Origin of the sequence: Bellilinea caldifistulae, assembly GCF_001306055.1 — a bacterium.
Taxonomy (GTDB): Bacteria; Chloroflexota; Anaerolineae; order Anaerolineales; family Anaerolineaceae; genus Bellilinea; species Bellilinea caldifistulae.
In genome coordinates, this window is record NZ_LGHJ01000024.1 from 79,316 (window position 1) to 95,937 (window position 16,622).

Consider the following 16,622-nt stretch of genomic DNA (forward strand, 5'->3'; position numbering starts at 1 on the left):
TGATTTGTTCGTTGAATGAATACACAAATTGCCCTCTATCTGGTTGTGCTTAATTTTGCGGCTGTCCTGTCTTTTACGATGGCGGCTTATTCAAACTTGAGAAAATCAGTACCAGCCGCCCGCCCGTTTGGCATCTTGAGCGTGAGAATCGGCCTGTATACGCTTTTCTACATGTTCGAAATGATCAGCATCCCGCTGAATGTAAAAGAAGCCTTTTACACCCTGAAATATCTGGGCATCATGATGATGCCCATTGGTTTTGTTTGGTTTACGCTGGAATATACCGGGCGAAAATCGCAATTTACCCGCCGATGGTTGATTTTTACCGGTCTGATTTGCGCATTGGTCTGGCTGTTGGTGGCAACCAACCCGCTGCATAACGGCTTTTACAGCGATGCGCATCTGGAAATCCATCAAAGTTTCGTCATCATGGCTTTCCAGCCCGGTATCGTCTTCTACTTTTACATGGTTTATTTGATCTGTCTGGCGTTGATCTGTATGGGACTGCTGGTGGATTACTTCTTTCGTACCAGTTTTTACCGTCGCCAGCAGGTGCTGATATTGTTTTTGGGCGCCATGCTGCCGCTTTTGGTCGGTATTTACCTGTTGTTGAACTCAACCCCGTGGCGCAATATTCACCTGATTTCGGTTGCCTTTGCGGTCAGCGTACCGATCCTCTCCCTGGGTGTGTTCCGCTACCGCTTGCTGGATGTGGTGCCGGAGGTACGCACGTTGATACTGGAAGCGATGGATGACAGCGTAATCGTCATCAACCGCGACGGGCGAATTGTTGACCTCAATCCGGCAGCCGAACGTTTTTTGGGGGCAGCCATGCAGGAAGCCATCGGCGTTCCATTGCGCGAGTTCTTTCCCGAATGGGAAACGCTCAGCCGAGAGGCACAGGCGAACGAGCGTTACGAAACCGAATTAGAAATCCGGCGCGGGGATGCAGCGAAATCACTGCGGTTGTCTTCGTGGAAGATGTCCACGTGGTGGGGCGGTTCGGCCGGGAGGCTGATTCTCTTGCAGGACATCAGCGACTTCCGCCGGATGGAAAAAGGTCTTCGGCAAGCCAAAGAAGCGGCTGAGAAAGCCACCCGCGCCAAATCGCTCTTTCTGGCAAATATGAGCCATGAAATTCGCACACCGATCAACGCGGTGCTGGGGATGACCAGTCTGCTGCTGAATACCCGTCTTTCGGAGGATCAAAGCGAGTATGTGCAGGCCATTCGCACGGCCGGCAGTACTTTATTGAATGTGATTAATGAAGTGCTGGATTATTCCAAAATCGAAGCCGGCCGGGTGCAATTACAGGAAGAGAGTTTTGATCTGGAAACCTGCCTGGAGGATGCGCTGGAGATGGTCGCTCCACAGGCCAGCTCGCGCGGATTGAATTTGACCTTTTGGATTGGCCCGGAAGTTGCCTGCCGCTTACGGGGGGATGAAGGCCGTCTGCGGCAGATTCTGGTCAATTTGCTCGCCAATGCGGTCAAATTCACCGAAACGGGCTGGGTTGATCTCTCTGTCGAACAGGTTGCCGAGAGTGGGCACGAGGGGCAGGAGCGGCTGCACTTTCGGGTGACCGACACCGGTATCGGCATACCCCCGGAACGGCTGCCGCTACTGTTTGAGGAATTTTCACAGGCGGGCCATGAGGTTTCGCAGCGTTACGGCGGTACCGGTCTGGGACTGGCTATTTGCCGCCGTCTGGTGGAGGCAATGGGCGGAAGAATTTGGGCGGAAAGCCAGCCGGGCGCGGGTTCAACGTTTCAGTTTATTGTGCCGTTTGGCTGTGATGGTTCCAAGCCGGCCTACCCTCACCTGAGGGGTAAAAAATTACTCATCCTCACCGCCGACGAAAATACGCGGCGGATGCTGGAATCGTTTGCCGCCCGGCGTGGCATGGAGGCATTCAGCCCGGTTGGTCATGCTCAGACCCTGGCGTTCCTTGCGGATTCTCATTTGTATGATGTTGGCGTGGTGGACCAGCACTGGCAAGGTGATCGGGGGAGCGTAGAATTTCCGCAGGCGTGGAAATATCTAACAGCGAGGGGCGCGCCGTGGCTGTTGTTGAAACAGTACGGCAGTTCCAAAATCGTTGAAAAAGACGAAGAAAATTTTACCTCCATCCTCTATTCGCCGATTAAGTTCTCTCAATTGAGCGCCCTGTTGGAGCAACTCTTTGCGGCCGGTTCTACTCAGGAAACGGAAAAGAGAAGGGCTGCCGGTAGTTCATCCAACGGGATGGGTGAATTTTCACAACGGTATCCCCTGCGGGTGCTGGTGGTAGATGACAATGCCCTGAACCGCAAGGTGGTCTTGCTATTTTTGCAACAACTGGGTTATCAGCCGAGCGGAGCTGCCAGTGGAGCGGAAGCATTGGCGCTGCTCCAGTCCCGGCTTTATGATCTGGTGCTGCTGGATGTGCAGATGCCGGAGATGGATGGGCTGGAGGCAGCCCGCCGTATTCGCTCCCTTATAGCGCCGGAACAGCAGCCCTATCTGGTTGCCCTGACTGCTTTCACCTTTGAAGATATGCGTCTGCAAGCGCTGGAAGCGGGCATGGATGATTGTCTGCACAAGCCCCTGACTCTGGATCAATTGAAGAAGGTGCTTCGCAAGGTTTCAAAGCAACGCCAGGGCAAAGGACTGGAATCGGAGAATCCGATGCTGACAGTACCATCCAGCACCATCTTGCAGGAATTGGGGGAAGAGGGCGAAGAAATTGGCAATCTTTTCCGTGAGGAAATTGCCCGAAATTTACCCCGGCTGGATCTGGCAATGCAAACCGGGGCATTCGAAGAAGCCGGAGAGATTGCTCACTCGCTCAAATCGGCCTGCGCATTTTTGGGGGATCAGGAAAATGCGCAGCGGTGTGGGGTGCTGGAAAAACACACGCGCAACGGTCATTTGCCTTCTGAGGAATGGATGAGCGAATTTTTCCAGCGGCTGCGGGATAGCTACCTCAAGCGGGTGTAAAATAGATGCTTACCGTTTCGTTCCTGATAGGGGAACAATTGACGATTCTTCTCAGGATTGAGGCTTGAATGCAAAAAGATCAAATACTGGCAATTGACAACGGGACGCAAAGCATCCGCGCGATGATCTTCGACCTGCAGGGTAACATGACTGCCAAAAACCGCGTCCCCATTCAGCCATATGTTTCGCCGGCGCCGGGATTTGCCGAACAGGATCCGCTTGTCTTCTGGCAGGGAGTTTGTCGCGCCTGTCAGGGTTTGTGGAAGCTGCCGGGCGTGCAGCGGGAAAGGATTGCCGGGGTAGCCCTGACCACTCAGCGTTCAACGGTGATCAATGTGGACCGGGAGGGAAAGCCCCTTCGTCCAGCAATTGTCTGGCTCGATCAGCGGCGTACCGAGGGGTTGAAGCCGGTGGGAGGGTTGTGGGGTCTGGTGTTTGGTCTGACCGGCATGACCGAAACGGTCGCCTACCTGCAAGCCGAGGCTGAAGCCAACTGGCTGCGGGTTCACCAGCCGGAGATCTGGAAAAGCACCCATAAGTACCTGCTGCTTTCCGGCTATCTGACCTACCAACTGACCGGAAAATTTGTTGATTCGGTGGCCTGTCAGGTGGGGTATCTGCCCTTCGATTACAAGAGACAGTGCTGGGCTGGACCGCTGGACTGGAAATGGCAGGCCGTTCCGATGGATCCCGCCATTCTGCCGGATCTGGTACCGGCTGCCGGTGTCCTGGGCGAAATCACCTCGCACGCATCTGCCGAAACGGGCATCCCCGCCGGACTTCCGCTGATTGCTGCTGCGGCGGATAAAGCCTGCGAGGTGATCGGAGCGGGTTGTGTTCAGCCCCAGATTGCCTGTCTGAGTTACGGCACGACAGCCACCATCAATACCACTCACCGCCGCTATGTGGAGGCCATTCCGCTCATCCCGCCTTATCCCTCGGCGGTACCCGGAGCGTATACGCTGGAAATTCAAATTTATCGCGGCTTCTGGATGGTTTCGTGGTTCAAGCAGGAATTTGGGCTGCCTGAACAGCAGCAAGCCGAGATGCTGGGTGTGGAGCCGGAGGAATTGTTCGATCACCTGGTTGATCAGGTGCCGGCCGGTTCGCAGGGTTTGGTATTGCAGCCGTACTGGTCACCCGGCTTAAAAGTTCCGGGCCCGGAGGCGCGCGGGGCCGTGATTGGCTTTGGGGATGTGCACACCCGCGCTCATTTCTACCGCGCCATTCTGGAAGGGCTGGCTTACGCCTTGCGGGAGGGCAAAGAACGCACCGAGCAGCGGACGGGGGTCAAGATCAAAGAGCTGCGCGTGGCCGGCGGAGGCAGCCAGAGCCGTTGTGCCATGCAAATCACCGCCGATGTGTTCGGCTTGCCGGTCTCGCGTCCGCATGTGTATGAAGCCTCCGGTCTGGGTGCGGCAATGGACGCGGCGGTCGGGCTGGGAATGTACCCGAATTTTGAAACGGCCGTTGCTCAGATGACCCGTACCGGCGATACGTTTGAACCCGATCCCAAAGTTCATGCACTTTACGATGAACTCTATCGGGCCGTTTATAAAAACATGTACGCCCGCTTGCAACCGTTATATAATCAGATACGCAAAATTGTCAGACAGCATCCAATCACATAACCGGAGCATGGTAAGAAGGAAAGCATCTGTTTTCGTTTTATGGGTTATTCTTGCAGGGGGAGTTTTTGGGTTAGCGTTTTACCAGGCCGATTCACCGACGGCAAAGGCTTATGCCCTTCCGCAAATGCAGGCAACGACCGCACCGCCGCAGAGGGATCAGTCCCGGCGGGTCTTACGGGTTGGCGGGGATCAAAGCTACCCGCCTTATGAATACCTCAATAACGGCGTCCCCACGGGTTTCAATGTGGACCTGATTCGTGCGGTGGCAGCCGAGATGGGGTATGAGGTGGAAATCACGCTTGGCCCGTGGAGCGAGGTGCGGCAGGGATTGCTGGACGGCAAGTACGACCTGCTGATGGGAATGGTGCCGACCAGTGAGCGCGAAAAAGATTACGATTTCAGCATCCCTTACACCTTCATTACCTTTGATCTGTTTGTTCCAACCCGTTCCTCTGTGCGTTCGCTTGAGGATCTCAAAGATCAAGCCATTGTTGTGCAGGCTGGCGGACTGATGCAGGAATACCTGCGCGAGGAAGGGTTTCCGGGGGAAGTCATACTGGTGCAGGATATTGTCAACGCGCTGAGGCTGGTCAACGAGGAAGCCTATCCGGCGGCTTTGCTGAATCGTCTGCAAGGTCAGTTTCTCATCCGTGAACTGGGCCTGACCAACATTCGGCGGGTCGGTTTAGATGTGCAATCGCGAAAGTATTGCATTGCCGTTCAGGACGGTAATAAAGAACTGCTTGCCGGCTTGAATGAGGGGTTGTATCTGGTCAGTTCCAGCGGCAAATTGGGCGAGATTCAAGAACAATGGTTTGGCGTCTACGAACAGCCTCCCTCCGCGGGTTACCGCCCGTTATTGATTGGGCTGGCGGTTATCGGTGGAATGTTACTGATCACTGGTGGGTTGTCATGGTCACTGAGCCGGCAGGTGGAAAAGCGCACCCGTGAGCTCAAGCAAAGCGAAGAAAAGTACCGCCTGCTGGTGGAAAATGCCAGCGAGGGAGTGGTGGTTTCCTGCGGAGATGAACTGGTGTTTGCCAACCGGGCTGCGGCAGCCATTACCGGATACCCCGTAGAGGAATTAATTGGAATCAAGATTGCCCAACTGGTTCACCCGGATGATTACCTGATGGTGATGGATCGTTACCGGCGCCGTCTGCGCGGCGAGGATGTCCCGGCTTATTATGCCTTTCGATTGGTCAACCGCGAACGTCAGGTGCGTTGGGTTCAGGTTCACGCCGTGGTGATTGAATGGGACGGTAAACCGGCAACACTGGATATGTTTGTGGACATAACCGAGCAGCGTCGGGCTGAGGAACAGGTGCAGCGGCAATTGCGTCATCTGGCAGCGCTGCGGGCAGTGGATATGGCGATTACTGCCAGCCTTGACCTGACCAATACGCTTCGGGTGGTTTTAGAACAGGCCACCGTTCAAGCGGGGGCGGATGCAGCCAGTGTGCTGCTGCTGGAAGACGAATCGCAGGAACTGGTTTTTGCAGCCGGGCAGGGTTTTCGGCGCGGAGTGGACGGCCGCATCCGCGTCCGTTTGGGGGAGGGTTTTGCCGGGCAGGCAGCTCTGAAGCGCCGCGCGATTCGAGTGGCCAATTTTGACGCGGGCGGAGATTTGTTTTGGACGCCCGAGCGAATCCGCCAGGAGGGTTTTGTCTCATACCTCGGCTTGCCGCTGATTTCCAAAGATCAGGTCAAGGGCGTGCTGGAAATTTTTCACCGCAGCGAGTGGAACACGGATCCGGCCTGGATGAACTTTGTTGAAGCGCTTGCCGATCAGGCCGCCATTGCGATTGATAACGCTCAATTACTCAAAAACCTCAAAACGGCCAATCAAGATCTGATACTGGCGTATGATGATACGATTACCGGCTGGGCGCGCGCTTTGGAATTGCGGGACGGAAATACCGAGGGGCATTCTCAGCGGGTTGCCGAACTTGCCGTGGAACTGGCGGCGGCCATGGGACTGCGCGGCGATATCCTGACTCACATCCGCCGGGGAGCCATTCTCCATGATATTGGCAAAATGGCCATTCCCGACAGCATCCTCAAGAAGAGTTCCGGCTTAACCGATGAGGAATGGCAGGTCATGAAGATGCACCCGGTCTACTCGTATAATCTGCTTTCCCAGATTGAATTCTTGCGGCCGGCGCTGGATATTCCCTACGCTCATCATGAACGCTGGGATGGGAGCGGCTATCCACGCGGGTTGAAGGGCGAGGAGATTCCGCTGGCGGCGCGCATTTTTGCGGTGGTGGACGTGTGGGACGCCCTGACCGATGACCGCATGTACCGCCCGGCCTGGAAGCCCGAAGAAGCGCTGGCCTACATCCGCTCGTTGAGCGGGACTCAATTTGACCCGCGTGTGGTCGAGGCTTTTTGTGCGCTGATCGAAAAGCGCTTTCGGGCGGGCGCTGCGTGATCAGGCAGCCTGTGCAGCCAGGCGATCCAGGTATTCTTTGATCTGCGGCACGCCGGTCAATTTTTCGTAGAAAAAGTTGTTGACCAGATTGATGACCTCATCACGAGCGGCTTCTGCCTGTGGTGAAAGTTCCTGCCCCGGCACTTCATTGCCCAGAATACTGCGCAGTTTGAGCAGCATGCGCACGATTTCGGTTTCTTTTTCACCTTCCAGTACATCCACAACGGTAACAATCAGCCTGTCGGTTTCCGAAAGCAGGGTGTGGAGCGGCAGGCTGGAACCGGCGGTGAAAGTATCGTCAATGGTGCGGATCAATGACCAGACCTGATACAGAACGGTGGCGGGCTCGTCAAACAATTCACGCAGGTAGGCAGCCTCTTCGTATTTACCGGTCAGGCGGAAGATGTTGTACATGCGCTTGGCGGCTTTGCCGTAATTTGGCGAGGCAGTCACGTATTTGCGTACTTCTTTTTCCAGCGCGGCCACATAATCATCCAGTGCGTTGCTGTCCACCTGTTTGGCCAGTTTGGTGAAAATCGGGATGGATTCGGCATCCAGATAGACTTCCTGAAAGTAGGGGTCGAGATACCCGTCCAGCGGGGTGATCTTGCCGTCCGGGGCTTCCCAGGTCACGTCGAGCATGTTGCTGGCGTTGACAAGAGTCTGGTCAATTGGGTCGGCAATCACCCAGTCCAGCTTGCACCAGCCGGGATCGTGCGCGGCCTGTTCCCAGCCGATTTCAACCGGTTCGCCCTGGACAAAAGTATCTGAAAGCCGCCCGGCTTCAATCTCGGCTGGTGTCCAGGCAATGGGGCTGCCGGCTTTGTGCAGGCGTCCGTTGTGTTCTACATTCTGCGGGTAGGAGCCGAATTTGACCTCAATCAGTTGATAAGTGTCGCCGCGGGCTGTAGAGAGGGCTTTTTCGCGCATGATTTTTGCCAGCACACGGCAGGCTTCCTCGCGGGTGGGGGCTTTGATGTTGACCCGCTCGAAGAAATCGGCATCGCCGGGGTAGGACTGGATGCGCGACTGGGCGGCCGAGCCGGAAAGCGCCAGGGCGGTCTCGACCAGTCCGGGGACATCGGAAAATTCGACCAGTTTACCAACCCGCCGGAAGTAATCCAATCGCTCCGGGCTGAAATCCAACAGGGTGATGCGGTGTCCGAAAACGCCCTGCCGCACGTCTATGGCGACATCGTCTTCTTTTCGCATGGAGCCCATTGCAGCCAGCCACTGCAAGGCCTCGCTTTCATCCAGTTCAACACCCATGCGCCGGGCTGATTCGATGATCTTTTTCAGGTTCTGGCTGGCACTTTCGGAAATTGAGTCATTCATCGCTTTTACTCCTTGGCAGAAACAGGATTGGATTGATCTCTTTCAAGCATGGCCAGCATGTTTTCGAAGAGGACTGCCTGATCGAGCGCATCTTGCAGGGCGTTGTGGGTCAGGCCATCTGCCTGACGGAAGAGGCGGTGCAGGTGGCTGCCGGATGTTTTCTCCCACGGCTGTCCGCTCAGTCCCATGTAAAAGGCTTTGATGTCGAGCGCTTTGTGGCCGAAGGGGTTTCGGCCCAGGTAGCGGATGAAGTAGGTGTGGACAAACATCCAGTCAAAGGGGGCATTGAAAGCCAGAAAAATGGGTTTGTGGGAAGGCGGTACAACCTGATGAACCCAGGTTTCGAATTTCAACAGGGCTTGTTCGGGGGGCAGACCGTTTTGACGCAGCGTTTCCATGCTCAAACCATGGACAGCCGCGGCCTGCGGGTCAACTGCATCGCGATCGGGCCGGAGTTCCACATAAAAGGTTTGACGGGGCTGCACAACCGTGCAGGCGCCGATGGAAAGCAGGGCAAATTGATCGGGGGTCGGGCCGGCGGTTTCCACATCTACGCTGATGTAGGCGGGCATTTCGGCGCGTATATCACTCAGGGATTGATTGTTCATGTCTGTCAGTATAACCTCCTTGCCGGTTAAATTCAATCATCTGGATTGTGGATGCCATTTTTTGAACCCCCGGTTTGGGATGAATCATCCTGCGTCCCTAACAGCCTTGCGGGAGACCGCCACGCTCGCCAGGGCGTTTACAAATGTTATGGCAGGGGCATTGTTATTGTTGTACCGGGCTGGGGTTTTGCAAAGGGGCGTTTGTCGGTTTCTGGCGGCTGATGTTGACCAGATAAATCCCGCTCAGTACGATGATGCCGCCGATCCATTGGGGGGGCAGCAGCGCTTCACTGGCCAGCGGAATGGCCATCAGGGCGGTCAACACCGGCTGGGCGATCATGGTCGGTGAAACCAGCGAGGCGGGTAAATGCCCGAGCGCGTAACCGACCGAGAAATAGCCGATCACCTGCGAAATCAATCCGGCGCCGAGGAAAGCCAGCAGGGTGGGGGTGGAATAACCCCACAACGGGTTGCCGAGCAACAGGTTGGCTGCCAGTAAAATCAGGCTGGCAACGACGGTTATGAGAAAGACATAGGTGAGGGTGGAAAAGCGGGCGCGTCCGCGCTGGGTGGTGAGGAAGTAGGCAGCGTAAAACAGACTGGAAAGCACGGCTAACAGGTTGCCCTGATTCAACTGCGGGCGGGCGAGGAAGTCACTGCCCAGCACCAGCGCAGCCCCGCCAATTGCCATGACCAGCCCCAGCCAGAAGCGGGCCGAAAGACGCTCGCGCCAGATCAAAAAGGCAACCAGCGCCACCCACAGCGGGGCCAGGTTGTTCATCAAGGTGGCGTTGGCGACCCGCGTAAAGTTGATGGCGGTTGCCCAGGTGGCATGATCGAGGGCGGTAAACAGCCCGCCTAAGAGCGGCAGGAACAGCCAGCGCCGCTCAATCCGGCGGGCCGAGACCGGCTGACGGAGAAAAATCACCAGAAATACCAGTGAGGCTACCGCCATGCGATAAAACGAGGTCACCGCACCGGGGGCATCTGCCCAGCGCACAAACAGAGAGGACAGGCTGAGTGCCAGGATGCCGCTGACCAGCGCAAGGTAAGGGAGGATTTTCGGTTGATTCACGCAGGAGAGTCCACAGAGGAGGATGACCACGCCGCCAGCAAGGGCGGGATTTCCGCCAGACTGCTGACCACGGCGGATGGTTGAATGGTATCGAGATGGTCGCGGTTGTCGGGGGTGTCGGCCCGGCGGGTGATCCAGATGCTGCGCATGCCGATTTGATGAGCGCCCAGAACATCGGCGCCCAGCGTATCGCCGACCATTACGGCTTGCGGCGGACTGACGCCGAAGAAATCCAGCGCCAGCCGGAAGATGCGCGGGTGAGGTTTGCGAATGCCGACCTCGGCGGAGATGAGAATCTGCTCGAAGTAATTACGCAGGGCGGCTTTATCCACCAGCGTGTGGACATCCAGCGCATCGCTGGCGTTGGAGATCAACCCCAGCCGGTAGCCCTGCTCCAGCAGGCGGGTGAGGGTGGGATGGGTGTCTTCTTCGACCCGCCAGTGAGCCTGAGTGGTGGCGTAGAAATCATCCAGGGCGCGGCGCAGCAAACTCGGGGAGATGCTGTTCAAGCCGCTTTCGGCCAGCAGATCCCGCAGGATACGCTGGGTGGTGTATTCGATGAACTCCGTTTCGCGCTGACGGTAATACTCGAACATGCGCTGCTGAAAGCGGTTGGCAAATTCTTCGCGTGGCAGGTTCAGGCCGTGCTGGCGCAGGGTGTCGCATAAGGCGAGCGTGGCGCGCGGAATCACCTCCAGCCACGAGGCATCAAAATAAATCAGCGTGCTGCCGAGGTCAAACAGGACAACGCGAATCATAAGCGGGGACGATCGTTTCTCAGTATCCCAGTTCGGGGTCGTACAGATTATACAGGATATTCCCGCTCAAGTAGCGTTTTAAATTCTCCAAAAACAAATCCATTGCCCGTTTGCTGTAATGGGCGCTGATACCGGAAATGTGCGGGGTGATGATGACATTCGGCATTTTCCACAAGGGGCTGGAGGGGGGCAGCGGTTCTTCGGGGAAGACATCCAGCGCGGCGCCGGCGATGCGTTTTTCCTGTAAGGCGGCGATCAGGGCGGCGTGGTTGACAATTCCGCCACGGCTGACATCCACCAGAAAAGCAGACGGCTTCATGGCAGCCAGTTCGGCTTCGCCGATCAAACCGCGGGTTGCCGGGCTGAGCGGCAGGCAGACGACCACAAAATCACACTCTTTCAACATCGAACGCAAAGCCTGAATGGGATACAGACGGGTGAACAGGTCGCCGTTGGGGTCGCCCAGACCTTCGGGCGTGTAACCGTTATCTTCGGGGTGGCGCACATCGCGTTTGGCTGCCAGAATGCGGCTGCCAAAGGCATGCAGCAGACGGGCAACCTCGCGCCCGATACTGCCGTAGCCGACAATGCCGACCGTGCTTTCACGCAGTTCCACGGCGCGGAAACGCTCCCAGCGGTCTTTTGGCCATTCGGCACGCGCCTGAAAAGCCGCCAGTTCGGGGATTTTATGTCCCAGTGCCAGCAGCATGAGCAGGACATGTTCGGCAACCTGCGGGGCGGCTGCCCCGCTCAGGGTGGTGATCTGGATGTCCTTCTTGCCCATCAAGGGGTGGTCGGCCATGTGATCTACCCCGGCAAAGTGAAACTGCACCCAGCGCAGGTTGGGCACCCATGCCGGATCGGGCAGGATACGGTCGGTGTACAGGATTTCAACCTGTTTCCACAGGTCAAGGGGAATGTCCTCTGCGCTGCGCACCGTGTGGGTCATCAGGCGGATGCGCGGCGAAACCTGGATGACTCTTTCCGTCTGTTCGGGTGGAAACGAAACGGTAAACAGGGTGGGAATGGGGGTTGTGCTCATGATCCTTTCAGGTAAATTCCTTGGGGGTCGAGTTCCTCGCGCAGGATGCGCAGTTCCTCTGCGGTGGGTGGCTCGGTGGTGAGCAGACGGGGGGCAGCCCGCAGCGGCCAGCCGGTGTTTTCCTGCGCCTGTTCGAAAGTGGCGCCGGGGTGCAGGGCGGTCAAAATCAACTCGCCGTTCTCGTCCGGCTCCAAAATGCCCAGGTTGGTGACGACCGCCTGCGGGCCTTTGCCGCGCACGCCGGTGGCTTCGCGTTCGGCACGCCCGCCCAGGAAGCCAGCCGAAGTGCGAAAGTCCACCCGCGCCGGAAAACGTCGCTTCTGGTGGGGGGTGATGATGTAACAGCGGTTTGCCCAGGCGGCGATTTCCATCGAGCCACCCGAACCGGGCAGGCGCACTTTGGGGCGGTGGTAATCGCCGATCACCGTGGCGTTGATGTTTCCGTACTGGTCAATCTGCGCCCCGCCAAGAAAGCCGACATCCACGTAGCCGCGCTGCAAGTAGAGGCTGAAAATGTCGTACATGCCGACCACCGAGCACGCCCCGGAGACGAGGGTGGGGTCGCCAATCGAAAGCGGCAGGCGCGAGGGGCGCGCCCCGATCACGCCGGCTTCGTAAATCATCACCAGATGGGGAGCGTGGGTGCGCATGGCCAGATTGCAGGCCAGATTGGGCAGCCCCACGCCGACAAAAACCCGGTCGCCATCGCGCAGCAGGCGGGCGGCGTTGATGGTCATCAATTCGGAGGCGGTGTAGTTCATCTCAATAATCTCCATAATTGACAGGATGGCTGAGACGCGGGCGGACGTGCAGGCGGCGGTGGGTTTCTTCGCCCAGCTTTTGCCAGTATTCGGTGCGGTCTTTGACGCCGTACACCCATTCCTCCATCCAGCGTTGGGTCTCTTCGGGCGATTCGCTGATTTTGTCCCATTCCAGGTAGAAGGCATTGTCACGGTCGTAGTAGCCCTGGGTGTAGGAAGGGTGGGCGCAGTACGGCACATGGCAGACCGCATCCACCACAAAATCGGGGATGAGGGTGCGGTTTGGGTCGGAGCGGATGACGGCTTCGTCCACGATTTCTTCGGCGGTCAGAATGACGGTTTTGGCGGCAAAGGCGGCTTCCTTTTGCTCGCCGATGATCCCCCAGATGTGGGCATTGCCGTGCACATCGGCGCGCTGGACATGCACAATCGCCACATCGGGGGTGAGCGGCGGCACGGTGACCACTTCCCGGCCGGTGTAGGGGTCGGTGACGCGCCGGTAGTTCGGGTTGACCCGTTCCAGATCACCGGCGGCGGTCGGGTTCATCGGCATGAAGGGCAGGCCGGCTGCACCGGCTTGCAGGCGGGAAATCATGCTGAAGTGGGAGTATTCCTCCCATTCCAGCCGCCCGGCTTCGATTTCGGTACGCACAATCCGCAGGGAGCCGACGCCGGGATTGCCGATGTAGGAGAAGATGATTTTACGGGCGCAGCCGGCGGCGACCATCTGATCGTAGATCAGGTCGGGTGTGGCGCGGGCGAGGGTCAGGTTCCTGCGCCCCTGGCGGATGATTTCATGCCCGGCGGCAAATGGGATGAGATGGGTGAAACCGGCGGCGTAGATCGTGTCACCGTCGTGGACGAATTGAGCGATGGCTTCGTTGAGGGAACACAGTTTGTTGGTCATGGTTGAATTGTACCAGAGGGGGGGATTTATTCCGGGCCGGGGCGGCGGCGCTGGTCTTTTTCGCGGTTGGCGGGGTTTTCGCCGCCTTTGTTTTTCTTTTTACCGGTCTGACGCAGCAGGCGAAAGCGCTCGGTCGGCTGTTTGGGCGGTTTGGGGCTACGCCACCACAGGATGGCGCCGAGGAAGAAAAACATCACTCCCCAAAGGAAGAGCGCCGAAACACCGCCGGCTTCACTCTGGGCTGAAAAAACGAACAGCAGCAGCAGGAAACCGCCGACCAGTAAAAAGAAAACGCCCACCCGATTGACCAGCATGCCCGGTTTGACAAACGGGGCAGACCGGTACTACGGGCCGGCCTGCCCCGCAGGTTGGAATCAGATGCGGCGGACGCGGGTTTGGATTTGCTCGTGCATGTACAGTTGCAGGTAATGCACGCCGCCAGCATTTTTGCCACTGGAGCCGGAGCCTTTCCAGCCGCCGAACGGCTGGTAACCCGGCCAGGCGCCGGTAGTGGCGCCCTGCGGACGGTTGGCGTAAGTTACGCCGGCTTGAATGTGATCAAAGAACCACTCGGCTTCTTCGGGGCTGCCGTAAAAACCGGCGGTCAGGCCGTACTGTACATCGTTGGCGCGCTGCATGGCTTCTTCCAGATTGCGCACCGCAGCGATGGTGGTGATCGGCACGAACATCTCCTGCTTCCAGAGGTGATGTTCGGCCGGCAGATCAACCACGAGGGTGGGGGTGCAGAAGTAGCCTTTGGCGTACTCGCCTTCGGTCAGCACCCGCCCGCCGGTCAGGATCTTGCCGTGCTGGCTGAGTTCTTCGCAGAACTGCTGATAATCTTTGTAGGAACTGCGGTTAACAACCGGGCCGAGGTACACCTTGCGGTCGGTCGGGTCGCCGATGGTCAGTTTTTCGGTCAATTCCACCAGCCGCTGGACGAGTTGATCATAAACCGGCTCTTCAATGTACACCCGCGAGCAGGCCGAGCATTTCTGCCCTTGGAGACCGAAAGCCGAGCGGACGATGCCCACCGCAGCGTCTTCAAGGTCGGCGTTGCGGCTGACAATGGCGGGGTTCTTGCCGCCCAGCTCCAGAATGGTCGGGCGCACCCAGCGTCCCTGAGCAAAGTCGCGGAAGATCTTCATGCCGACATCATACGAGCCGGTGAAGGTGATGCCGTCCACCTCCGGGCTGTCAATCAGCGCCTGACCGAGCGTGCTGCCCGGCCCGGTGACGTAGTTGAACACGCCGTCGGGAATGCCGGCATCGCGCAGGCATTCGGCGATCAGGCGCGAGGTCCACGGTGTATCGGTAGCGGGTTTGATGACGACGGTGTTGCCGGTGACCAGCGCGGCGGCAGTTGGGCCACCGGTCAGCGCGCAGGGGAAGTTGAACGGGCTGATCACCACCCAAACTCCGTAGGGGCGCAGGACGGAGAGGTTGGTGGACTCGAACCCCACCAGCGGGTCGCGTCCCATTTCGGTGATGAAGCCGTTGCTGGCTTCCATGCGGTCGCAGGCGTAGCGGAAGAGGTCGGCGGTTTCGGCGACATCGCCCAGCGCTTCCATGCGGTTTTTGCCGACTTCCATTGCCACAACCACGCCCATCTCGTAAATGCGCTGGTCAATCAGATCGGCGGCTTTGCGCACTAAGGCAACCCGATCCTGCCACTTCATGCGGCTCCACATTGGAAAGGCTTTGCGGGCGGCGGCGAGGGCGCGCTGGGCATGCCCGGCGTTGCCTTTTTGGAAGATGCCCAGCACCTGATCGGTGTTGGCCGGGTTGCGGTCCTCGAATTTTTCGTCCGCATAGACATCCTGGCCGTCAATGATCATGGCGTGTTCTTTGCCGAGGTTGGCGCGTACCTGCGCCAGAGCGGCTTCGAACTTGTGGTGCAGTTCCTCGGGCGGATTGAACATGGTGGCGTACGTCAGCTTGAAGGTGCTTTCGGCTGCCATAAAAACACATCCCTCCTGTTGGTGGTAAATGGATTGGGGTGGAACGAAGGCGGGTGAAACGCTCACCCGTGCGGATAATTCAAGTATAGCCCACTCGCGCCGCTTCGTCAAAGTGTGGCTGCGGGAGTTTTCTTCAATGCCCCCACCTGCGCCTCCCCCAAAACCGTCAGCGATTTTGGGGGAGGTGGCAGTGGAAAATTTTCCGCTTGTACCGGCAAGTCTCGCTACCGCTGGCGATGACCGCCCGGAAAAGAAAGCCGGGGTCGGTTGATCCTATGGGTCGTGAATGGGCGGAGGGCCGGGAGGCGGCGGGTTGACCGGCGGTGTGTTGGTGGGCGGCGGTGGGGGTGGCGTGGCGGTCGGCGGAGTGGGCGTATCCGTGGGTAACGGTGTGACTGTCGGCGGGAGTGGTGTTGCGGTGGGTGGCGGTGTTTCGGTCGGCTCGGGAGGTGCGGCGGTGGGCGATGGCGTGATCGTCGGCGGGGCGGTCACAGTCGGCAGGGGAGTGGCGGTGGGTGGCGTGGTTGGGCTGGGTTGCAGCGGCGGCGGAGCGGCGGGCGGTTGAGTGGGACTGAGAGTGGCGGTGGATGTGGCGGTTGCCGTGGCCGTGAAGGTGGTGGTCGGCTGGATGGGCTGCAAGCCGCGGCGCGCCTCAGCCGTTGGAGTGGGTGTCTCGGTCTCCACAGCGGGCGGTTCAAAGTCGGCTCTGGTTTCCGGCCCAAATGGGCAGGGCTGCGGCCCGGGGCAGTGCGGCCCGCCCGGCAGCCAGCCGGAGTGGTTGAGAATGGTGACCGATACGCTGTTGCGATAGGCGGTTTCGGCCTGATAGGGCGCTTCAATCTCGTAATCATAACAACGGTTCTCGCCGGGCGGGATCGGTTCGGCGGGGATGATCAGCTGGTTGGCGCCCGGCAGGGGCTGCCACTCCTGCCGGCGTGGCTTGATCTCGATTTGATCGAAGACGGCTAAACCTTCCGTAAAGCGCTCGCCGATGTTACGCACGCAAATCCGTCCGTAAACGATCATAGTCTGTCCGATGGCGCCTTCCTTCCAGCGGGCGGCGGCGACTTTCTGGGCTTCGATGCTCGTGCCAGCCTGGGCGGGGCCGGTCAGGGTTGGGGTGGATGAGGG

At 58.4% G+C, this 16,622-nt stretch carries 13 protein-coding genes and 1 pseudogene; 4 read left to right on the plus strand and 10 right to left on the minus strand.

Going from position 1 to position 16,622, the window contains the following annotated elements:
- Positions 1-15: 15 nt before the first annotated feature.
- The 3 genes from AC812_RS16145 to AC812_RS16155 all read left to right on the plus strand — a co-directional run bounded on the left by AC812_RS16145 (position 16) and on the right by AC812_RS16155 (position 7,044).
- The gene (locus tag AC812_RS16145) at positions 16-2,979 is read left to right on the plus strand and encodes a histidine kinase N-terminal 7TM domain-containing protein (protein WP_061913513.1); all 2,964 of its coding nucleotides are present in this window, start codon (positions 16-18) and stop codon (positions 2,977-2,979) included.
- Positions 2,980-3,047: 68 nt separating this feature from the next.
- Positions 3,048-4,610: an FGGY-family carbohydrate kinase gene (locus AC812_RS16150; RefSeq protein WP_061913515.1), complete on the plus strand. Its 1,563-nt coding sequence runs from the start codon at positions 3,048-3,050 to the stop codon at positions 4,608-4,610.
- A 7-nt stretch (positions 4,611-4,617) separates the two neighbouring features.
- Positions 4,618-7,044: an HD domain-containing phosphohydrolase gene (locus AC812_RS16155; RefSeq protein WP_061913517.1), complete on the plus strand. Its 2,427-nt coding sequence runs from the start codon at positions 4,618-4,620 to the stop codon at positions 7,042-7,044.
- Here AC812_RS16155 and AC812_RS16160 read toward each other — a convergent pair whose 3' ends face one another.
- The 9 genes from AC812_RS16160 to AC812_RS16200 all read right to left on the minus strand — a co-directional run bounded on the left by AC812_RS16160 (position 7,045) and on the right by AC812_RS16200 (position 15,491).
- Positions 7,045-8,379 carry a hypothetical protein gene (locus tag AC812_RS16160; RefSeq protein ID WP_061913519.1) on the minus strand — a complete coding sequence of 445 codons (1,335 nt, stop codon included), beginning with the start codon at positions 8,377-8,379 and terminating at the stop codon, positions 7,045-7,047. It abuts the gene before it with no gap.
- 5 nt (positions 8,380-8,384) lie between these two features.
- On the minus strand, positions 8,385-8,987 hold the full coding sequence (locus AC812_RS16165; protein ID WP_201797691.1) for a 3'-5' exonuclease: 603 nt from the start codon (positions 8,985-8,987) through the stop codon (positions 8,385-8,387).
- A 163-nt stretch (positions 8,988-9,150) separates the two neighbouring features.
- The gene (locus AC812_RS16170; protein WP_061913521.1) at positions 9,151-10,062 is read right to left on the minus strand and encodes a DMT family transporter; all 912 of its coding nucleotides are present in this window, start codon (positions 10,060-10,062) and stop codon (positions 9,151-9,153) included.
- Positions 10,059-10,820, minus strand: a complete 762-nt coding sequence (locus AC812_RS16175; RefSeq protein ID WP_061913523.1) for an HAD family hydrolase — start codon at positions 10,818-10,820, stop codon at positions 10,059-10,061. Before AC812_RS16175 ends, AC812_RS16170 begins: the two co-directional genes overlap by 4 nt.
- 19 nt (positions 10,821-10,839) lie before the next feature.
- Positions 10,840-11,862 carry a D-2-hydroxyacid dehydrogenase gene (locus AC812_RS16180; protein ID WP_061913525.1) on the minus strand — a complete coding sequence of 341 codons (1,023 nt, stop codon included), beginning with the start codon at positions 11,860-11,862 and terminating at the stop codon, positions 10,840-10,842.
- Positions 11,859-12,623, minus strand: coding sequence for a CoA-transferase subunit beta (locus tag AC812_RS16185; protein WP_061913527.1), 765 nt, complete (start codon positions 12,621-12,623; stop codon positions 11,859-11,861). The genes AC812_RS16180 and AC812_RS16185 overlap by 4 nt, the downstream gene beginning before the upstream one ends.
- 1 nt (position 12,624) lies before the next feature.
- A complete protein-coding gene (locus tag AC812_RS16190) occupies positions 12,625-13,530 on the minus strand; it encodes a CoA transferase subunit A (RefSeq protein WP_061913529.1) in 906 nt (301 codons plus the stop codon).
- A gap of 26 nt (positions 13,531-13,556) precedes the next feature.
- Positions 13,557-13,844, minus strand: a complete 288-nt coding sequence (locus AC812_RS16195) for a hypothetical protein (protein WP_061913531.1) — start codon at positions 13,842-13,844, stop codon at positions 13,557-13,559.
- A gap of 60 nt (positions 13,845-13,904) precedes the next feature.
- Complete coding sequence (locus AC812_RS16200; protein WP_061913533.1) at positions 13,905-15,491, minus strand: aldehyde dehydrogenase family protein; 1,587 nt, start codon at positions 15,489-15,491, stop codon at positions 13,905-13,907.
- Positions 15,492-15,519: 28 nt separating this feature from the next.
- Here AC812_RS16200 and AC812_RS16205 point away from each other — a divergent pair, with 28 nt between their 5' ends.
- Positions 15,520-15,762, plus strand: coding sequence for a hypothetical protein (locus AC812_RS16205; protein WP_061913535.1), 243 nt, complete (start codon positions 15,520-15,522; stop codon positions 15,760-15,762).
- Positions 15,763-15,764: 2 nt separating this feature from the next.
- On the opposite strand, the pseudogene AC812_RS18055 reads toward AC812_RS16205, so the two are convergent.
- Positions 15,765-16,622, minus strand: a pseudogene (locus AC812_RS18055) (hypothetical protein); the annotation flags it as partial.